Raw genomic sequence first — 18,839 nt, forward strand, 5'->3', positions numbered from 1 at the left:
GACCCGGGTTCGAACCAGACCGCGCCGAGCGGGGGCAGGGTGACCTCCGCCGAGAACGGCTGCCCGTCCCAGGGCACGGGCTCGGCGTCCACGTGCTCGGGCACCGGGTACTCCGAACCACCGAAACGCGCCTCGTCCGTGTTGAGCAGCGTGTTCCACCGGCCCTCGGCGGGCAGCCCCATCCGCCGGCGCGGACGGGGCACCGGGGAGAAGTTCACCGCGCAGGCGAGCACCGAGCCGTCGTCGCCGTGGCGCAGGTACGACAGCGTGTTCCCCTGGTGGTCGCCGCCGTCCAGCCAGGTGAAGCCCGACGGTTCGGTGTCGCGCGACCACAGCGCCGCCCGCGGCCGGTAGACCTCGTTGAGCGTCCTGACCAGGCGCTGCACCCCCGCGTGGTGGTCGAACTGGAGCAGCCACCACGGCACGCCCTCACGGTGCGACCACTCGTCCCCCTGGGCGATCTCCCCGCCCATGAACAGCAGCTGCTTGCCCGGGTGGGACCACATGAACGCCAGGAGCGCACGCAGGTTCGCCGACCGCTGCCACTCGTCGCCGGGCGGCTTGTTGAACAGCGACTGCTTGCCGTGCACCACCTCGTCGTGGGACAGCGGCAGCACGTAGTTCTCGCTGTAGGCGTACACCATCGAGAACGTGATGTCGTTGTGGTGGTACTGGCGGTGGACCGGCTCCTTCCTGACGTACTCCAGGGTGTCGTGCATCCACCCCATGTTCCACTTGAAGCCGAAACCGAGTCCGCCGTGCTCGACCGGGGTGGTCACGCCCGTGTAGGCGGTGGACTCCTCCGCGATCATCGCCACGTGCGGGTTGCGCCGGTAGACGGTGGTGTTGAGCTCCTTGAGGAAGCCGATGGCCTCCAGGTTCTCCCTGCCGCCGAACGCGTTCGGCTCCCAGGCGCCGGAGTCGCGCGAGTAGTCCAGGTAGATCATCGAGGCCACCGCGTCCACCCGCAGGCCGTCGATGTGGAACTCCTCCACCCAGTACAGGGCGTTGGCGACGAGGAAGTTGCGCACCTCGGTCCGCCCGTAGTTGAAGATCAACGTGCCCCAGTCCGGGTGCGCGCCCCGGCGGGGGTTGGGGTGCTCGTACAGCGCGGACCCGTCGAAGTTGGCCAGCGCCCACTCGTCACGCGGGAAGTGCGCGGGCACCCAGTCCAGGAACACGCCGATCCCCGCGCGGTGCAGGGAGTCCACCAGGTGGCGGAACTCGTCCGGTGAACCGAACCGGGGCGTGGGAGCGTAGTACGACGTCACCTGGTAGCCCCAGGAACCGTCGTAGGGGTGTCCCGCCACGGGCAGCAGCTCCACGTGCGTGAACCCCATGTCGGTCACGTACGCGACGAGCTCGTCGGCCAGCTCGGCGTACCCCAGGCCGGGCCGCCAGGAGCCCAGGTGCACCTCGTAGACGCTCATCGGCGCCCGGTGCTGCTCCACGCCCTTGCGCTCGCTCATCCACTCCTGGTCGCCCCACACGTGGGTGGAGGTGGTGACCACGGAGGCGGTCGCGGGCGGCATCTGCGTGCACCGCGCCATCGGGTCGGCCTTGTCCCGCCAGTGTCCGTCGGCGCCCAGGATCTGGAACTTGTACAGGTCGCCGTCGCCCACCCCCGGCACGAAGAGCTCCCACACGCCGCTGGAGCCCAGGCTCCGCATGGGGTGTCCCACGCCGTTCCAGTAGTTGACGTCGCCGATCACCCGCACGCCGCGCGCGTCCGGCGCCCACACCGCGAACCCGGTTCCGGCCACCTCGCCCATCGCGGTGTCCTCGACGCGGGTGTGCGCGCCCAGGGCGTTCCACAACTCCTCGTGGCGGCCCTCACCGATCAGGTGCAGGTCCAGTTCGCCGAGGGTCGGCGCGAACCGGTACGGGTCGGCGGCCACGTACTCGGGACCGTCCTCCTCGTAGCGGACGGCGATCCGGTAGTCGGGCACGGAACCCAGCCTGCTCCTGGCCACCTTGGCGGAGAACACGCCCCGGTGCAGGTGGTCCATGCGCAGCCGCGAGCCGTCGGCCAGGACGGCGTGCACCTCCAGCGCGCCCGGGCGCAGGGCCCGCACCACGGTGCCCCGTCCCTCCGGGTGCACGCCCAGCAGCGAGTGCGGGTCGTGGTGGTGGCCGTCCACCAGCCGGTCCAGCGCGGCGATCAGTTCGGGGTCGGGGCCCTTCCGCCGGGACGCGGCGGTGGACCGGCCGGAGCCCGTGGAACTCCCCTTGGCGGGCGCCTTGGCGCCGTTCCCGCTCCGTGCTCCCTTCTTCGCCGCCGCGGGGGCCTTCTTCGACCTCCCCGCCTTCGCGGCGGACGTGGACCCGCCCGTGGTCGCGGCCTCCGTCTCGGCGACGGACACCTCCTCCACGATCGGGATGGTCTCCACGGTCTCCTTCTTCGTGCCCTTTCCGTTGGTCGCGGCCTTGGCACTGGCACGCGGATGGTGTTCGCTACGCGGCGAGGTCAATACGGACTCCGTAGTACTCGTGTGGACTGACCGGGGGGTTGATGGTGGTCGTGGGTCGGCCGACGGCCGACCGTGTTCTCTCCGGGCCTTCCTCTGCGCTCGGGCCCGCCCGCCACCGCCCGCTGGGGGCGCTCCGCACCGAGGCGGACCGCCCCCCAACGAGCGCCTGTCGGGGTCGGGCTCCCGTTCGGGAACGGGCCCTAACCGGGGACGGGCGGCGCCGCCGCCGCGGTGGCGATGGACTCCAGCGGGACCCGCAGCCAGTTCGGCCGGTTCCTGGCCTCGTACAGCACCTCGTACACGGCCTTGTCGAACTCGAACGCCCGCAGGACCACCAGGTGCTTCTCCGGGTCGGCCCCGCCCCCGTCGGCGTACCCCCGGCAGAACGCCTCCCGGTTGTGCCGGGCCCAGGCGCGGGCCGACCACTCCAGTTCGGTGTCGCCCGGGTGCCCGACCAGCAGGTACCCGGCCGCGTAGTCGAAGGAGCGGAGCATCCCCGCCACGTCCCGCAGCGGGCTGGACAGGCGCTGGCGGTCCCGTACCGGCACGGTGGGCTCGCCCTCGAAGTCCAGCAGCACCCACCCGGAGTCGGTGCGGATCACCTGCCCCAGGTGGTAGTCGCCGTGGATGCGCTGTATCGGCAGTGGTTCGTCCACCTCGGAGAAGTCGGCGTAGGCCTCCATCACCCGGGGTGCGTGCTCGGCCAGCTCCGGCACCTCCGCGCTGGCCATCGCCAGGCGCTCCACCATGGCGTCGGCCATCTCGGCCGCCCCCGCCGGTGTGAGCACGTCCGTGGGCAGCGTCCGTGACAGCGACTGGTGCACCTCGGCGGTGGTGCGGCCGAGCCGGGCGGCCTCTGCGGTGAACGAGGACTCGCGCCCGTTGCCGGTGCCCTCCAACAGGGCGCGCACGTTGGCGGTGGCGAGCACCCACCCGTCCGTGGCCCGCGGGATGTAGGTCTGGAGCATGGCCAGGGTCGTGGGAGTGGAGTGCCCGGCCAGGTCGGCCTCGATCCACCCGCACGGCCGGGCCACGTACGGCGACCCGGACAGCGCCATGTTCAGCTCCAGGTCCGGGTTGGGCCCGGGCCAGAGTCTGCGGAAGGTCTTGAGGACGTAGTCCTCGCCGAAGACCAGCGACGTGTTGGACTGCTCGCCGGTGAGCATGCGCCCGGCAGTCCCGGTGCGGATGCTCCTTCCCGGCAGGGACCGGAAACGGACCCTGCCGGAGGGTTCCGCCCCGGTGGGGTGCGCGAACCGTTCGAGCAGCATCCGGGTCAGCTGCGCGTCGTGGGCGGCGTCGTAGACCACCCGGGGCCTGCCGCCCGCCACCTGGCACACGCCGATGGCGACGCGCGCCAGGTCCGGCGGCAGGGAGCGCGGCGGGCGCGAGCCCAGCATCACCTGGTAGCGGGAGCTGCGGCCCCGCTGCCCCGCCTGGAGGACGAGGACGTTCAGGTCGGGGCCCTCGGGACCGGCCGACACCAGCGTGTGCCTGCTCTCGACCCGGATCTGCCGGATGGGGATCCCCTTACCGGAGAACCAGCGCTGTCGCGGCAGCCAGACCGCCAGGAGTTCTTCGAGTTGGGACATGTCAGAGTGACCCGTTTCCCTTCTCGCCACCACCCCGGTCCGTGCGCTCCGCGGCGGGGCCGGGAGGGCCCGACGCGCGTACCGGGGCCCTGGTGGGGGCCGCGGACGCGCCGTCGCCGAACGCGGGGGAGACCCCGGTCGGAATGCTGGACGTCGTGCTGACTGGGTGATCGGGTCCGTGCGCCCGTGTGGCGGCGTGGACCGGAGGGCCGTCGAAGGTGGCGTGCACGCGGACCCCGGCCGCGGGCAGTCCGTAGGACGGCATGCCGTCCCGGCCCACGCGTGCGGAGCCCGGCTCGGCGGTCGCGGGCAGTTGGAACCAGTAGAAGCCGTGCCCGGGCAGGGTGAGCAGGTACGGCAGCTCCCCGACCTCGGGGAAGCGCACACCCCCCACGCACTCCACCGGGCTGACCCCGGCGTACCGGGACAGGTCCAGTTCCACGGGCTGCGGGTACCGCGACAGGTTGTTGACGCAGAGCATGCGGTCGTCACCGTGTTCGCGGATGAACGCCAGCACGCTCGGATTGGAGGCGTTGAGCTCGCTGAAGGCTCCGGTGCCGAACACCGGGTGGCGCTTGCGGATCTGGATCATGCGCCGGGTCCAGTGCAGCAGCGATCCGGGGTTGTCGCGCTGGGCCTCGACGTTGACCGCCTGGTAGCCGTAGACCGGGTCCATGATCAGCGGCAGGTACAGGCGGGCCGGGTCGCCCTTGGAGAACCCGGCGTTGCGGTCCGAGCTCCACTGCATGGGCGTGCGCACGGCGTCGCGGTCGCCCAGCCAGATGTTGTCGCCCATGCCGATCTCGTCGCCGTAGTACAGGACGGGCGAGCCCGGCAGCGACAGCAGCAGGGCGGTGAACAGTTCGATCTGGTCGCGGTCGTTGTCCAACAGGGGCGCGAGCCGCCTGCGGATCCCCACGTTGGCGCGCATGCGGGGTTCCTTGGCGTACTCGGAGTACATGTAGTCGCGCTCCTCGTCGGTGACCATCTCCAGGGTCAGCTCGTCGTGGTTGCGCAGGAAGATCGCCCACTGGCAGTCGCGGGGGATCGGCGGCGTCTGGGCGAGGATCTCCGAGATCGGGAAGCGCTGCTCCTGCCGGACCGCCATGAACATGCGCGGCATCAGCGGGAAGTGGAAGTTCATGTGGCACTCGTCGCCGCCGGACTCGAAGTCGCCGAAGTAGTCGACGACGTCGGACGGCCACTGGTTGGCCTCGCTCAGCAGCACGCGGTCGGGGTAGAGCCGGTCCACCTCCGCTCGCACGCGCTTGAGGAACTCGTGCGTCTCCTTGAGGTTCTCGCAGTTGGTGCCCTCGCGCTCGTACAGGTAGGGCACGGCGTCCAGACGGAATCCGTCGATGCCCAGGTCCAGCCAGTAGCGCAGGACCTCCAGGATCGCCTCCTGCACGGCCGGGTTCTCGAAGTTGAGGTCGGGCTGGTGGGAGAAGAACCGGTGCCAGTAGTACTGGCCGCGGACCTCGTCGTAGGTCCAGTTGGACGTCTCGGTGTCGACGAAGATGATGCGGGCCTCGTCGTAGCGGTCGTCGGTGTCCGACCACACGTAGAAGTCGCCGTAGGGACCTTCGGGGTCCTCACGGGAGGCCCGGAACCATGGGTGCTGGTCGCTGGTGTGGTTCATGACCAGGTCGGTGATGACGCGGATGCCGCGTCGGTGCGCCTCGTCCAGGAGCTCCACGAAGTCGGCGGTGCGGCCGAACTCCGGGAGGATCTTGAAGTAGTCCGAGATGTCGTATCCGCCGTCGCGCAGGGGCGACTCGTACATAGGCAGCAGCCATACGCAGTCGATCCCGAGCCACTGGAGGTAGTCCAGTTTCCGGACCAGCCCCGCGAGGTCGCCGGTTCCGTCGCCGTTGGAGTCGAAGAAACCCCGGGCGAGTACCTCGTAGAAGACGGCGTGCTTGTACCAGTGGGGATCACTGGTACCACCGGAGGACATGAGCGGGCCGGTGGCGGCCCCGGTGGCTGGGGCGAGCGGTCCGTGTTCGGCGTGACCGTGTCCGCCGTGGCCGGGCTCGTCTTTGCTCATCTACTGCTCCCCACCAAGAATGTTCGACGTCGGATCAACAGGCGTTTCGGGCACGGGAGGGGCGCCGGCGCGCGGTGTGCCGCCGGGTCCCGTCCGTGAACCGGGGTCCGCTATCTGCCGTTGACGGTGAACACGTGCGCGGGACCGGTCGCGGGGTCCAGACGGACGTAGTTGTCCGCGCCCCAGGTGTAGGTACGGCCGGTCAGCTCGTCGGTCACCCTGAGTTCCTCCTCTCGCGCGTGGCCGATGGACGGCAGATCCAGGTGCACCGTCGCCTCGCGTGCGTGGTGCGGGTCGAGGTTGACGACGGCGATCACGGCGTCGTCGGGGTCGCCTGGCCCGGTGCCGGGCCGGTGCTTGGAGAAGCAGACGAGCTCGGGCCGGTCCACGTGGTGGAAGCGCAGGTTGCGCAGTTCACGCAGGGCCGGGTGCTCGCGGCGCAGCCGGTTGAGCAGCGTGATGAGCCCGCTGAGGCTCTCACCGGAGGCCTCGGCCGCGGCCCAGTCGCGCGGCCGGTACTGGTACTTCTCCGAGTCCAGGTACTCCTCGCTGCCCGGCGCGGCCGGGGTGTTCTCGCACAGTTCGAAACCGGAGTAGACGCCCCAGGTGGGAGAGAGCAGGGCCGCCAGCACCGCGCGGACCGCGAACGCGGGGCGACCGCCGTGCTGAAGGTAGGCGTGCAGGATGTCCGGCGTGTTGGTGAACAGGTTGGGGCGCAGGTAGTGGGCGGTCTCCCGGCTCAGCTCGGTGAGGTAGTCGGTCAGTTCGTCCTTGCCGTTGCGCCAGGTGAAGTAGGTGTAGGACTGGTGGAAGCCGACCTTGGCCAGGGTGCGCATCATGGCGGGCCGGGTGAAGGCCTCGGCCAGGAAGAGCACGTCGGGGTGCCGCCGGGCGACGTCGGCGAGCAGCCTCTCCCAGAACGCGACCGGCTTGGTGTGCGGGTTGTCGACGCGGAAGATCCGCACGCCGTGGCCGATCCAGTGCTCGACCACCCGCAGGATGGCCGCGTAGAGGCCCTCGAAGTCGTTGTCGAAGTCGAGCGGGTAGATGTCCTGGTACTTCTTGGGCGGGTTCTCGGCGTGGGCGATGGAGCCGTCGGCCCGGGTGGTGAACCACTCCGGGTGCTCGGTGACCCAGGGGTGGTCGGGGGAGCACTGGAGGGCCAGGTCCAGGGCGATCTCCATGCCGTGTTCGTGGGCCTCGGCGACGAAGGCGTCGAAGTCGGCGAGGGTGCCGAGGTCGGGGTGGACGGCGTCGTGGCCCCCGTCGGCCGACCCGATGGCCCACACCGACCCGGGGTCGCCCGGCCCCGCGGTCAGGGCGTTGTTGGCGCCCTTGCGGTGGGTGGTGCCGACCGGGTGTACGGGCGGCAGGTAGACCACGTCGAAGCCCATGTCGGCGATGGCGGGCAGGCGCTTGGCGGCGGTGGCGAGGGTGCCCGAGCGCTCCTGGCCGGGAGCGGTGCCCACGTGGGCGCCCTCCGAACGCGGGAAGAACTCGTACCAGGAGCCGAACAGCGCGCGTTCGCGGTGCACGACGACGCTGGTGCGTCGGGACCTGGTGACCAGCTCGCGCAGGGGTGAGCGCTCCATCTCGGCGAGGACCTCGGGGGTGACCGCCGCCTGGAACCGTTCCATGGGGGACATGGAGGTGTCGCGCAGCGCCTTGGCGGCGGTGGTGAGTGCGGGCCTGCGGGGAACGCGGCGTCCGGCGCGTGCGAGCAGCCGGGCGCCCTCCTCCAGGACGAGTTCGGTGTCCTGGTCCAGGGGGAGCTTGACGCTGGCGGTGCGGTGCCAGGTGGCGAAGGGATCGGTCCAGGACTCGACGGCGAAGGACCACCTCCCCTCCGAGGGGAGGCTGATCTCGGCCTCGTACCGGTCGGTGCCCGGCGCGTGCTCACGCATGGGGACGAGGTGTTCGCGGCGTCCTCGGGGGGAGTAGACGACGACGCCCGCGGCGAGGGAGTCGTGGCCCTCGCGGATCACCGTCGCGCCCACGGTGAAGCGTTCACCGGGAACGGCTTTCACCGGGCCGAGGTCGTTCTCTGGAGAGATGTCGAGGATGGGCAGGCGTCCGATCACTGGCTACACCGTAATTGTCGTGGTTCGGGCGTTACGGAACCGTGCTGTTTTTCGGCAGGCGGAAATAACCGGGGGTTAATCCGAGGCAAGACGGAGTGAACGAAGTGTCCGGAACAGAAACTGTCCGGATTGCGGCTTCGGTGCCCTCCGCTGTCTATCGTCTGCCCTCTTGTGGTGTTTGGCGGAGTGCCAGGGCCGAATAATTTGTGTGATCCTCATCACACTGGCTGTGTGCGCTGAGAGCTGGTATTTGCCGGGTTTCAGCGGGGTAAACCTCTCAAAACGGGCATAGGGATGCACCCGATGCAGGTGTCTCTGTGGTTGTTTTCTGGTGTATTCGGGGGAAATGCCGAGGGGCTGAGTGGTCATGTTGGGCGGTGTGGCGCGGTGGGTAGGGATCACCGAATGCACTCGGAGGTTGCGCGGAGGCATTCCGGACATCCCCGTGTGGCCGAATGGTCGTCGAAGGATCGTTTGCTCCGGATTCGGTCACCTTCTCCCGGTGAAACCTCTCTGCGGGCCTCGCCCTTTCTCTTGATGTCAAGCTTGTGGTGTGACTGTTTCGTGGTGATTCATGGATTATGTTCGTTCTGGGGTTCTTTGCTGGATATTGGGGAATCCTTTCGTCGACACGCCCGTTTGCGCGGTTCATCCTTTACGACCGCTTTGAGACCGTGGCCGGTGGAGACTCCTGCCCGCGTGTTCCGTGGGCGGGACGGCACAGGCGGTAGGGGGCGACGTGACGGAGTCGAACCAGCGCCCGCCGGGCGGGCGGCGGCACGAGGTCCCGAGTCGGGGATGGCGCGGCATCCCCTCTCGCGTGGGGGGATGGCTCGGGTTTCCGGGCGTGCGGAGGTGGGTCGCGGTCCCGGACGGCGGGTGGGCCGAGGCCCTGCGGAGGAAGCTGGCCGAGCCCACGCCGAGCGGGGACCGTCGGGAGACGCTCCGGCGCCTGGCGGGGACGAGCGCGGTCGCCGGCCTGTTGACGGCTGCGCTGGTCATGCCGTGGGCGGCGGGGATCGGGCTGGCGGCCAAGGACACCGCCGCGGCCTTCATGGCCCTGCCCAGCGACCTGGAGATTCCGCGTCCGTCCGAACGCGTGCTGCTCACCGACGTGGACGGGGAGCCGATCGCCGAGGTGGCCGAGCGCGAACGCGACGTGGTGTCACTGGACGAGATCAGCCCCCGGATGCCCGAAGCCCTCATGGCGATCGAGGACGAGCACTTCTACGAGCACGCCGGGCTGGACCTGGTCGGTACGTTCCGGGCCGCGATCCGCACCGCTCTGGGGGACACCGAGGGCGGGTCCACCATCACCCAGCAGTACGTGAAGAACCTCCTCATGGAACAGGCGAACACCGAGGAGGAGAGGGAGAGCGCCAAGGAGCGCACCCTGACCCGCAAGGTGCTGGAGCTGCGCTACGCCATCGAGGTCGAGAAGCGGCGCACCAAGGACGAGATCATGCAGGGCTACCTCAACCTCGCCTACTTCGGGGAGGGCGCCCACGGCATCGAGGTCGCCGCCCAGCGCTACTTCTCCGTCCCGGCCTCCGAGCTCGACCCCGCGCAGGCCGCGACACTCGCGGGCCTGGTGCGCGCGCCGTCGTACTACAACCCGTTCACCAACCCCGAGGCGGCACGGGAGCGCCGCAACGTCGTCCTGGACCGGATGGCCGACACCGGGGCCCTGGAGCCCGCGGAGGCGGAGGAGTACAAGGGCCGGGACCTGGGTCTGGACAGGACGCCGCGCGGCGGCAGCTGCTTCAGCAGTGAGCAGGCGCCCTTCTGCGACTACGTCATGCGGTGGCTGAGCGACTCCGACGCGCTCGCCGACACCCCGGAGGAGCGCGAGCGGATGCTGGCACGGGGAGGCATCACCGTGCGCACCACGCTCGACCTCGACATGCAGCATGACGCGGAGGAGGCGATCGAGAAGTACGTCCCGGGGAACGACTCCCACAAGTTCGCCGCCGAGGTCCTCGTGGAGCCGGGCACCGGCCGGGTCCGGGCGATGGCCCAGAACATGGAGTACGGCTTCGACGACGAGCCGGGCACCACCTCGATCAACCTGGCCGTGGACCACGCCGACGGCGGATCCCTGGGCTACCAGGCGGGATCGACGTTCAAGCCGTTCACCCTGGCCGCGGCCCTGGACGCCGGGCTCGGGTACGACACCAGCTTCGCCTCGCCCGACGGTCTGACCGTGAGCGGACTGGAGAACTGCGAGGGCGGGAGGATGCAGCCCTGGAGCGTGGGCAACGCCGGCGACAGCAGCGGGGGCACGCACAACATGATCACCGGCACGAAGGGGTCGGTGAACACCTACTTCGCCCAGCTCCAGGAGCGCGTCGGCCTGTGCGAGACCTCGGAGATGGCCCAGCGGCTGGGCGTCCACCGCGCCGACGGTGAGGAGATGGGCGTGTGGAGCTCCTTCACGCTGGGCGACCAGGAGGTCTCCCCGCTGACCATGGCGAGCGCCTACGCCGTGTTCGCCTCCCGGGGCACCTACTGCGAACCGGTACCGGTGTCCTCGATCCTCCTGGAGGGTGAGGACGGCCGGGAGATCGAGGTGGGCACCGAGTGCGACGAGGACAGGTTGGACACCAAGGTCGCCGACGGCGTCAACCACCTGCTCCAGCAGACCTTCGACGGCGGTACCACCACCGGCCTGGAGATCGGGCGCCCGGCGGCGGCCAAGACCGGTACCACCGACAGTTCGGCGTACGCGTGGTTCGCGGGGTACACCCGGAACCTGGCCGGAACCGTGGTGGTCGGTGACATCCGCGGCGGCGAGCAGCACCCGCTCCAGGGCGTGACCATCGGTGACCGCTACTACGGCATCGTCTACGGAGCCACGCTCCCCGGTCCGATCTGGCAGGCCACCATGCGCGAGGCCGTCAAGGAGGTCCCGCAGGAGGACTTCGCCCCGTCTCCGGAGGCCTACGGCGACCCGTCGGCCAAACCGTCCGGTTCGGGCGATGACGGCGGTGACGGTGATGACGGCGGTGACGCCGGAGGCGGGGAAGACGGTGATGATGGAGCCACCGGTGGCGGCGGTACCGACGGTGGGGGCGGCGACGTGGCCGCTGGCGGCACGGGCGGCGGCGGTGGAGGAGCCGGAGGCGGTGGTGGAGACGGCGCGACCGGAGGTAACGGAGGCGCGACCGGCGGTGGCGGCACCGGTGGCGGCGGCACCGGCGGAGGAGGCGGCACCGGGGGCGGGTCCCAGGGCGGTGGTGCCGGTGGCGGTGACGGTGATGGCGGGTCCCAGGGCGGCGGTGCCGGTGGCGGCGGCGGGTCCCAGGGCGGTGGCGGAGCCGGGCAGGACGGCACACCGAACGCGGTGATGCCCGAGGGTTTCGGCAGGCCCGAGGACTGAGGGCGTGGTCGGCGGACACGTCCTCACGCGGTGACCGTCGAGGTTCACCGGCCCATGCGCCACACCGGCGACGTATCCGGTCAGGTACGAGGGCCCGAACCAGAATTACGGGGTCGGAAGGAGATTTCCGAGGGGGAACACCCCAAACTTCTCCTTGTTGTCCCATAATGGAGGAGAACCGACAGGGGAGCGCGTGAGCGCTGAGAGTGCGGCACCAGGCCGCAGACCCTTACACACCTGATCTGGGTCATGCCAGCGAAGGAAGTCGTAGGAACCGTCACCGGTGGCGTGTCTCCCGCGCACCGGGACGTCCCGGTGCACGGGACGAACACCCCGGCGGCGCTCTTGGCCGCATGGCCCCTCGTCCTCCCCCGACGAAGGGACAACAGCACATGAAGAGCGACAGCACCTCCACATCCGGGAGCACCGGCCTCTGGAAGGGCGTCCTCGGCCAGCTGCGAAGCTGGCGCACCGTCGACATCGTCGTGGCCGCCGTCATCGGCGTCGCGGTCGGCGTCGTCTTCTGGCTCTGGAACATCGTCTGGTCGGTCACGACCCCGCTGTTCGTGGCCTTCCCGCCCGCGCAGGCCGTCGTCTACGGCATGTGGCTGATCTCCGGGGTCCTGGGCGGCCTCATCATCCGCAAGCCCGGCGCCGCCCTGCTCACCTCGATCGCCGCGGCCTCGGTGTCGGCGGTCCTGGGCACCCAGTGGGGGATCATGGTCATCCTCGACGGCACCCTCCAGGGCATCCTGCCCGAGCTGGTCTTCCTCGCCTTCGGCTACCGGCGCTGGGGCATGGGCGTGGCCGTCCTCGCGGCCGCGGTCGCGGGGGTGTCCCCCGCCATCCGCGACAACCTGGCCTACAACGTGACCTGGCCGCTGCACCACCAGATCACCTACGGCGTCATCGTGGTGGTCAGCGCCGCCGTCATCGCCGGGGTGGGCGCCCGGCTGCTCACCACGGCGCTGGCCCGCTCCGGCGCGCTGGCCCCCTTCCCGTCGGCGAGGGGCTGACCCGTGGCCTCCGGGAACGTGCCCGGGGCGGACACCCGTCCCGGCGCACGTGTCGAGCTGTCCGGCTGGGGCTGGCGGCACTCGGGCCGCGAGGCGTACGCGCTGCGCGGCGTGGACCTGGTGATCGAACCGGGTGAACGCGTGCTGCTGCTCGGTGCCTCCGGCGCGGGCAAGTCCACCCTGCTGCACTCCCTGGCCGGTCTGACCGGCGCGGACGGCGCCATCAGCGGCGACCGGGAGGGCTCCCTGCTCGTGGACGGAGCGCCCGCCGACCGGAGCCGGGGCTCGGTAGGCATGGTCAGCCAGGACCCCGAGACACAGCTGGTCATGGCGCGCGCGGGCGACGACGTCGCCTTCGGTCCGGAGAACCTGGGCGTGGACCCCGGGCTCGTCTGGCCCCGGGTCCGCGGGGCGCTGGAGGCCGTCGGCTTCCCCTACGGCCCCCGCCACTCCACCGGAGCGCTGTCGGGTGGTGAGAAACAGCGCCTGGTGATCGCCGGAGCGCTGGCCATGCGTCCCCGCCTGCTGCTGCTGGACGAGCCCACCGCCAACCTCGACCCGGCCGGTGCCGCGCTGGTGCGCGGTGTGCTCAAGCGCCTGCTCTCCGAGACCGAGGCGACCCTGGTGCTGGTCGAGCACCGGGTGGCCGAGGTCGTCGACCTGGTGGACCGCGTCGTGGTCGTGGAGCCCGGCGGCGGCGTGATCGCCGACGGGACCCCCGGGGCCGTGTTCGCCGAGCACGGGCGCTCCCTGGCCGCCCAGGGGGTGTGGATGCCCGGGAACGAACCCGGGCCCGCGCTGCCACCGGCACCGGGAGGAGGCCCCCGGCTGGAGGCCGTGGACGTCGCGGCGCGCACCCCGGCCCAGTTGGGGGTGCGCTCCGCGCCCCGGCGCGTGGTGTTCGAGGGCGTGGACGCCACCGTCCGCGCCGGGGCGGCGACCGCGTTGACCGGGCCCAACGGGGCGGGCAAGTCCACGCTGCTGACCCTGCTCGCCGGGCTGTCGAAGCCGTACCGGGGGCGGGTGCTGCCGCGCGGGCCGCTGGCCGAGGCCGACCAGCGCCCGCTGGCGCGCTGGCCCGCCCGCAGGCTGGCCCGGCACGTGGGCACGGTCTTCCAGCACGCCGAGGACCAGTTCGTCACCGCCACCGTCCGCGACGAACTGCGGTTCGCCCCGCTGCGGGCCGGGATGGGCGAGACCGAGACCGACGCCTGGGTGGACGAGCTGATGGAGCGGCTGCGCCTGACCGCGCTGGCCGACGTGCACCCCTACACGCTCTCGGGCGGGGAGAAGCGGCGGCTGTCGGTGGCCACGGCGCTCAGCTCCGGCCCCTCGCACGCGCCCGACGTCCTCGTGCTCGACGAGCCCACCTTCGGTCAGGACACCCGTACCTGGACGGAGCTGGTGGAACTGCTGGGCGCCCTGCGGGCCGAGGGTCGCGCGCTGGTCATGGCCACCCACGACGACCTGCTGCTGCGGCACCTGGCGGACGCGCGGGTGCGCGTGGCCGACGGCCGGGCCGTGTACGAGGAGTGGAAGCCGGGTGCCGAGGCGGAGGGGCCCGGGGAGGGCGGACCGCGCTACGCGACGGCCGGAGGGGGAGACCATGGGTGATCGTGCGGAACTCGTGGACCGCCGGATCCGCGCGGACCGCGCCCCGAGCGGGGACACGCTGACCCTGGACGCGCCGGAGGACGGCGGCGCCCGCTACTGGCTCGTCGGACTCAATCCGGCGGCCAAGCTGCTCGCCGCCCTGCTGCTGGGCGTGGGTCTGGTCCCGGCCGTGGACGCCGTCACCGGCGGCGTGGTCCTGGCTGGCGTCCTGCTGCTCCTGCCGTTCAGCGGGATCGACCGGCGCACCCTGCTCGTCCTGGGCGGGCCCTTCCTGCTCATGGGGCTCTCCAGCGGGCTGGTCAACTACCTGTACGGGGAGCACGGCGCGGAGGGCGCTTTGGGCGCGGCGGTACGCCTGCTGGCCATCGCCCTGCCCGGCCTGGTCGCGGCCGTGAGCAGTGATCCGACGGAGATGGCCGACGGGCTGGTGCAGCGGCTGAGGGTGCCGGAACGTCCCGCCATGGGCGTGCTGGCGGCACTACGGCTCGTCCCGCTGCTCGCCGACCAGTGGCGCACCATCACGCTGGCTCGGAGGGCGCGCGGCCTGGAGGCCGGGGGCAACCCCGCCCGCGTGGTCACGCTGTTCTTCGGTCGTCTCTTCGCCCTGCTGGTGCGCTCCATCCGCACCGGGACCCTGCTGGCCGCGGCGATGGACGCCCGCGCGTTCGGGACCGGGCCGCGCAGCCGCGCCAGGGAGAGTCGTTGGCGGCGCGCGGACACGCTGCTGCTGGTGGGTGCCGCCCTGCTCCTGACGGCGGCGTACGCGCTGTCCGCGCGGCTGGGCACCCTGGTGCTGCTCTTCTCCGGAGGCGGGTGATAGGCAGTCGTGGACACTGACGTCGAGGTGAACGAGGTGGAGACCGTGGGCGAGTTCGTGCGTGTGGAGACCGATCCGGAGCACCCGGCCGTGGCCGTGATCCGGCTGGACCGGCCGAAGGTGAACGCGCTCAACGCGGCGCTGACGGCGGAGATCGCCGAGGCCGCGACCCGGGTGTCCAGGGACCCGGACGTGCGCGCCGTGGTGGTCTACGGCGGCGAGCGCGTGTTCGTTGCGGGCGCCGACATCAAGGAGATGGCGGACCTCACTTCCGTCCAGATGCGGGAGTACGCGCGCGGCCTCCAGGACGCCCTGACCCTGGTGGCCAGGATCCCCAAGCCGGTCGTCGCGGCGGTCACCGGGTACGCGCTTGGCGGAGGCCTGGAGCTGGCCCTGGCCGCCGACTTCCGCGTCGCGGGGGCCGGGGCGAAGCTGGGCGTGCCCGAGATCCAGCTCGGCGTGATCCCCGGCGCGGGCGGGACCCAGCGCCTGCCCCGCCTCGTCGGACCGTCCAGGGCCAAGGAGATGATCTTCAGCGGCCGCCACGTGAAGGCGGACGAGGCCCGCGAGATCGGCCTGGTGGACCAGGTCGTGCCGGACGAGGAGGTCTACGGGTCGGCCGTGGCGCTGGTCGCCCGGTACGCCGACGGCCCGGCCGTGGCGCTGGCCGCGGCCAAGGAGGCGGTGGACCGGGGGCTGGAGACGGACCTGGACACGGGTCTGGAGATCGAGCGCCTGCACTTCGCGGGACTGTTCGCGACGGAGGACCAGAAGAACGGCATGCGCAGCTTCGTCGAGCAGGGACCGGGCAGGGCCACTTTCGACGGACGCTGAAACGGCAGGTCGGGGCGGGCGGCACGGTGTGCGGTGCCGTCCGCCCCGCCGTCTGCTGTGCGGGCGTTCGGTATCTTTTACGGTCTTTGTCAGGTCGCGTGGTGATACGTGACCTCTCCGAGCGTCCGCATCCGGCCACTTCGAGGGAGAGGGCGGGAACCGGACGCGCGAGTTTTCCGTCATACTCGTGGTGGTCGCCCCGGGACGGACGTACTGCCGGCAGCCCCGGACGTCCAACGGTGCGCGAACGACCACACGGGCCCGAGACGGGCCGCACAAGCCAATGGTGACCCATCCCCCGGCCGATAAGCTGGACGTGGCGGTATGTGGTCTTTTGAGGGGATGAGTTCTCGATGGCAATGTCGGCAGGTTTCCCCATGGGTGAGGAGCTGCCGGAGCGCATCGGCCACTACGTCATCCGCCGCCGTATCGGCCAGGGCGGCATGGGCGTGGTGTACCAGGCCGAGGACCCCCGGACCGAGCAGTTCGTCGCGGTGAAGGTCCTCAAGCCGGAGGTCGCGGGCGACCATATCGCCCGGGCCCGCCTCGCCCGCGAGGTCGAGACCATGCGCCGGGTACAGAGCCCCAACGTGGCCGAGGTCATCGAGGCCGACACGCAGGCGGAACTGCCGTGGGTGGTCACCGAGCACATCCCCGGCCCGACCCTGGACGCGACCGTCACCGACCACGGTCCGTTGAAGGGCCGAGCGCTCACCCGGTTCGTCACCGGCATGGCCCGGGCGATCAGGGACATCCACGCCGTGGACGTGATCCACCGCGACCTCAAGCCCGGCAACGTGATCATCTCCAACGGTGAGCCGATCGTCATCGACTTCGGCATCGCGCACGCCGTGGACGGCGCCAAGCTGACCCAGACCGGCACGTTCGTCGGCACGCCCAGTTACCTGTCCCCGGAGGTCATCGAGGGCACCGACCTGGGTCCGGCCACCGACGTCCACGCCTGGGGCGGCACCGTCGCCTTCGCCTCCACCGGTCGTCCGCCCTACGGCGCGGGCACCTTCGAGGTCATCTTCTTCCGCATCCTCAACGGCGAGATCGACATGGACGGGATGCACGAGGCGCTGCGCCCGCTGGTCAACCGCGCCGTCGCCCGCGACATGTCGCGCCGTCCCACGGCGGCGGAGCTGGTCGAGGAGACCAGCCGCCTCAACCTCGACCTCCCCTGGACCGAGGACCCCGGAAACCGTCCCACCGGGCTGACCGGAAGCCACACCGTGTACCACCCCTCCTCGGCGGGGGGCGACTCCGACGGCGGCGGTCTGGGCGGAGCCGCGGCGGGGGCCGCGCTCGGCGGCGCCAGCGGCTACCTGGCCGGACGAGCGGGCCAGGGCGACGAGGGCTGGGGGCCACCGCACACCAGCAGCGGCCCCGTCTCCAGTGCCTGGTCGGCGTCCGCCGAGCCCGCGCACCCCACCTCCGAGGCCCATGCGGGCGGCTGGCCCAGCGACCCGGAGTCCACCGACGACCTCTCGGGCACGGCGAACCCGGCGAACGACCGGTACGGGAACGAGGGTGAGGTCACCGACGACCTGGGCGGCCACCAGGGCACCCAGCGGATCACCCCGCACGGCTCCGACGACCTGAACGACCCGCAGGGAACGATGCGGATCAACCCGGTCGGCGCGGACGACACGGACGATCCGCAGGGAACGCGGCGCATCCAGCCCGTGGAGCCGCAGGACCCGCAGGGCACCATGATGATGGATCCCGTGGACCGGACCGGCCACGGGAGCCGCCCCGTCGCGGAGCAGGAGCATCCGGGGTACGAGGCGCCGCAGACGCAGTTCTTCAACACCCCGCTGCACAAGGGCGACTTCGCCGACATCCTCACCCCGGTGGACGACGGCCGACGCGCCGGTCAGACGCAGGAGTTCGGTGAGGACGACGAGTACGAGGAGCGGGGCGGCTGGCTGAGCCGCTTCCGCCGGGGCAGCAGCGACCGGGTGAGCGACTACCTCCCGGACGACGACGAGTACGACGAGGAGTACGAGGCCGAGTCGTGGCGGATGCACCCGCTGACGATCCTGCCCATGCTGCTCTCCGTGGCCGGTGTGTCCCTGCTCCTTCCCTGGTTCGGTCTGATCCTGGGCGTCGCCGTCATCGCCGGGCTGGGCGCCCTGGACGTGGTCAAGGCAGAGCACGCCCGCCGCCTCCAGACGCGCGGCCCGCGCAGTTCCGACAACATGGTGGTGGCGCTCAGCTTCCCGTGGGCCTTCGGGCGCACGGTGCTGCGCACACTCGGGTTCGGCCTCATCTACCTGTTGGCGGGAATCCTGGTCGGCCTGATCTACGTGCAGGTGGTAACGCCACCCAGCCATGGCGCCAACTACATCGGCGCGTTCGCGCTCTTCGTGATGCTCCTGCTCAGCTACGTCATGCCGAGCGGACGCGGAGCGCGGCACCAGGCGGTCTGGCTCGTGCGGCGGGTCCGGTACAGCAGCCTGTACGTCTACATCGGCGTGGTCATCGGCCTCGTGCTGCTGACCATGCTCATCCTGTCGTTCGGCTTCTCCGTGGTCCCCGACTGGGTTCCCCTGGGCGGCCCGTCGGACTGGTTCAACCCACCGCCCAGTGCGAGCGGCGAGTAAAGACCTCTCCGGCTCGGCCCCGTACGACTGACGCGTCGACGCCCTCCTCCCGAGACAGGGGGAGGGCGTCGTCCTGTTACCGGTGGTGTGACCGGTTCCGGGGGGACCCGTGGCGACTAGGGTGGGGAGCGGGAGACAGGTACCCGAACGTCCGGTGTCGGCACCGGTGAACCGCCGGGGAGGGCGGTCCGGCCACGGTCCGAACGCGCAGGGTGGTTAGGGTTGCCTCAGTCACACCGGAGGCCATGGGTTGGCCTCCAAGCTACTAGCCAGTAACATCTGGGGATATGAGCACATCGCGGGACCTGCCTGGACGTGAAGGCGGCCCCGCCGTCGGATGACCGAACGGCATTCGGCATTGTTGGCAGTACGGGGCGCG

The 18,839-nt window shown here is 71.0% G+C and carries 10 protein-coding genes and 1 riboswitch; of the genes, 6 read left to right on the forward strand and 4 right to left on the reverse strand.

The annotated features are described in order from the left end of the window. The 4 genes from glgB to D455_RS0110430 form a co-directional block, all read right to left on the reverse strand. On the reverse strand, positions 1-2,141 hold a 2,141-nt coding region (glgB, locus tag D455_RS0110415), incomplete at its 3' end, for a 1,4-alpha-glucan branching protein GlgB (protein ID WP_040684781.1). Between the two features lie 530 nt (positions 2,142-2,671). Then, a complete protein-coding gene (locus D455_RS0110420; protein ID WP_017570667.1) occupies positions 2,672-4,063 on the reverse strand; it encodes a maltokinase N-terminal cap-like domain-containing protein in 1,392 nt (463 codons plus the stop codon). Position 4,064: 1 nt separating this feature from the next. Beyond that, positions 4,065-6,110, reverse strand: coding sequence for a maltose alpha-D-glucosyltransferase (treS, locus tag D455_RS0110425; RefSeq protein ID WP_017570668.1), 2,046 nt, complete (start codon positions 6,108-6,110; stop codon positions 4,065-4,067). Between the two features lie 110 nt (positions 6,111-6,220). Continuing rightward, the gene (locus tag D455_RS0110430) at positions 6,221-8,191 is read right to left on the reverse strand and encodes an alpha-1,4-glucan--maltose-1-phosphate maltosyltransferase (protein ID WP_017570669.1); all 1,971 of its coding nucleotides are present in this window, start codon (positions 8,189-8,191) and stop codon (positions 6,221-6,223) included. Between the two features lie 847 nt (positions 8,192-9,038). Between D455_RS0110430 and D455_RS0110435 the strand changes: the two genes are divergently transcribed. From D455_RS0110435 to D455_RS32810, 6 genes are all read left to right on the forward strand, one after another. Then, positions 9,039-11,570 carry a transglycosylase domain-containing protein gene (locus D455_RS0110435; RefSeq protein WP_394296636.1) on the forward strand — a complete coding sequence of 844 codons (2,532 nt, stop codon included), beginning with the start codon at positions 9,039-9,041 and terminating at the stop codon, positions 11,568-11,570. 173 nt (positions 11,571-11,743) lie between these two features. Beyond that, positions 11,744-11,851, forward strand: a riboswitch (TPP riboswitch). A 111-nt stretch (positions 11,852-11,962) separates the two neighbouring features. Continuing rightward, the gene (locus D455_RS0110440) at positions 11,963-12,586 is read left to right on the forward strand and encodes an ECF transporter S component (protein WP_017570671.1); all 624 of its coding nucleotides are present in this window, start codon (positions 11,963-11,965) and stop codon (positions 12,584-12,586) included. Between the two features lie 3 nt (positions 12,587-12,589). Continuing rightward, positions 12,590-14,200 (forward strand): ABC transporter ATP-binding protein, encoded by a 1,611-nt coding sequence (locus D455_RS0110445; protein ID WP_017570672.1) that lies wholly within the window; start codon positions 12,590-12,592, stop codon positions 14,198-14,200. After that, positions 14,193-15,017 carry an energy-coupling factor transporter transmembrane component T family protein gene (locus tag D455_RS0110450; protein WP_017570673.1) on the forward strand — a complete coding sequence of 275 codons (825 nt, stop codon included), beginning with the start codon at positions 14,193-14,195 and terminating at the stop codon, positions 15,015-15,017. The genes D455_RS0110445 and D455_RS0110450 overlap by 8 nt, the downstream gene beginning before the upstream one ends. Before the next feature lie 45 nt (positions 15,018-15,062). Further along, the gene (locus D455_RS0110455) at positions 15,063-15,851 is read left to right on the forward strand and encodes an enoyl-CoA hydratase/isomerase family protein (protein WP_026122503.1); all 789 of its coding nucleotides are present in this window, start codon (positions 15,063-15,065) and stop codon (positions 15,849-15,851) included. A 353-nt stretch (positions 15,852-16,204) separates the two neighbouring features. After that, a complete protein-coding gene (locus D455_RS32810) occupies positions 16,205-18,460 on the forward strand; it encodes a protein kinase domain-containing protein (protein ID WP_241480227.1) in 2,256 nt (751 codons plus the stop codon). Positions 18,461-18,839: the final 379 nt, after the last annotated feature.

Source organism: Nocardiopsis halotolerans DSM 44410, from assembly GCF_000341065.1.
In the GTDB taxonomy this organism is placed as follows: Bacteria; Actinomycetota; Actinomycetes; order Streptosporangiales; family Streptosporangiaceae; genus Nocardiopsis; species Nocardiopsis halotolerans.

Excerpts from the sequence above, each read along its gene's own strand:
- D455_RS0110440 (WP_017570671.1), top strand. The coding sequence starts at position 11,963 with ATGAAGAGCGACAGCACCTCCACATCCGGGAGCACCGGCCTCTGGAAG.
- D455_RS32810 (WP_241480227.1), top strand. The coding sequence starts at position 16,205 with ATGGCAATGTCGGCAGGTTTCCCCATGGGTGAGGAGCTGCCGGAGCGC.
- treS (WP_017570668.1), bottom strand. The coding sequence starts at position 6,110 with ATGAGCAAAGACGAGCCCGGCCACGGCGGACACGGTCACGCCGAACAC.
- D455_RS0110450 (WP_017570673.1), top strand. The coding sequence starts at position 14,193 with ATGGGTGATCGTGCGGAACTCGTGGACCGCCGGATCCGCGCGGACCGC.
- D455_RS0110420 (WP_017570667.1), bottom strand. The coding sequence starts at position 4,063 with ATGTCCCAACTCGAAGAACTCCTGGCGGTCTGGCTGCCGCGACAGCGC.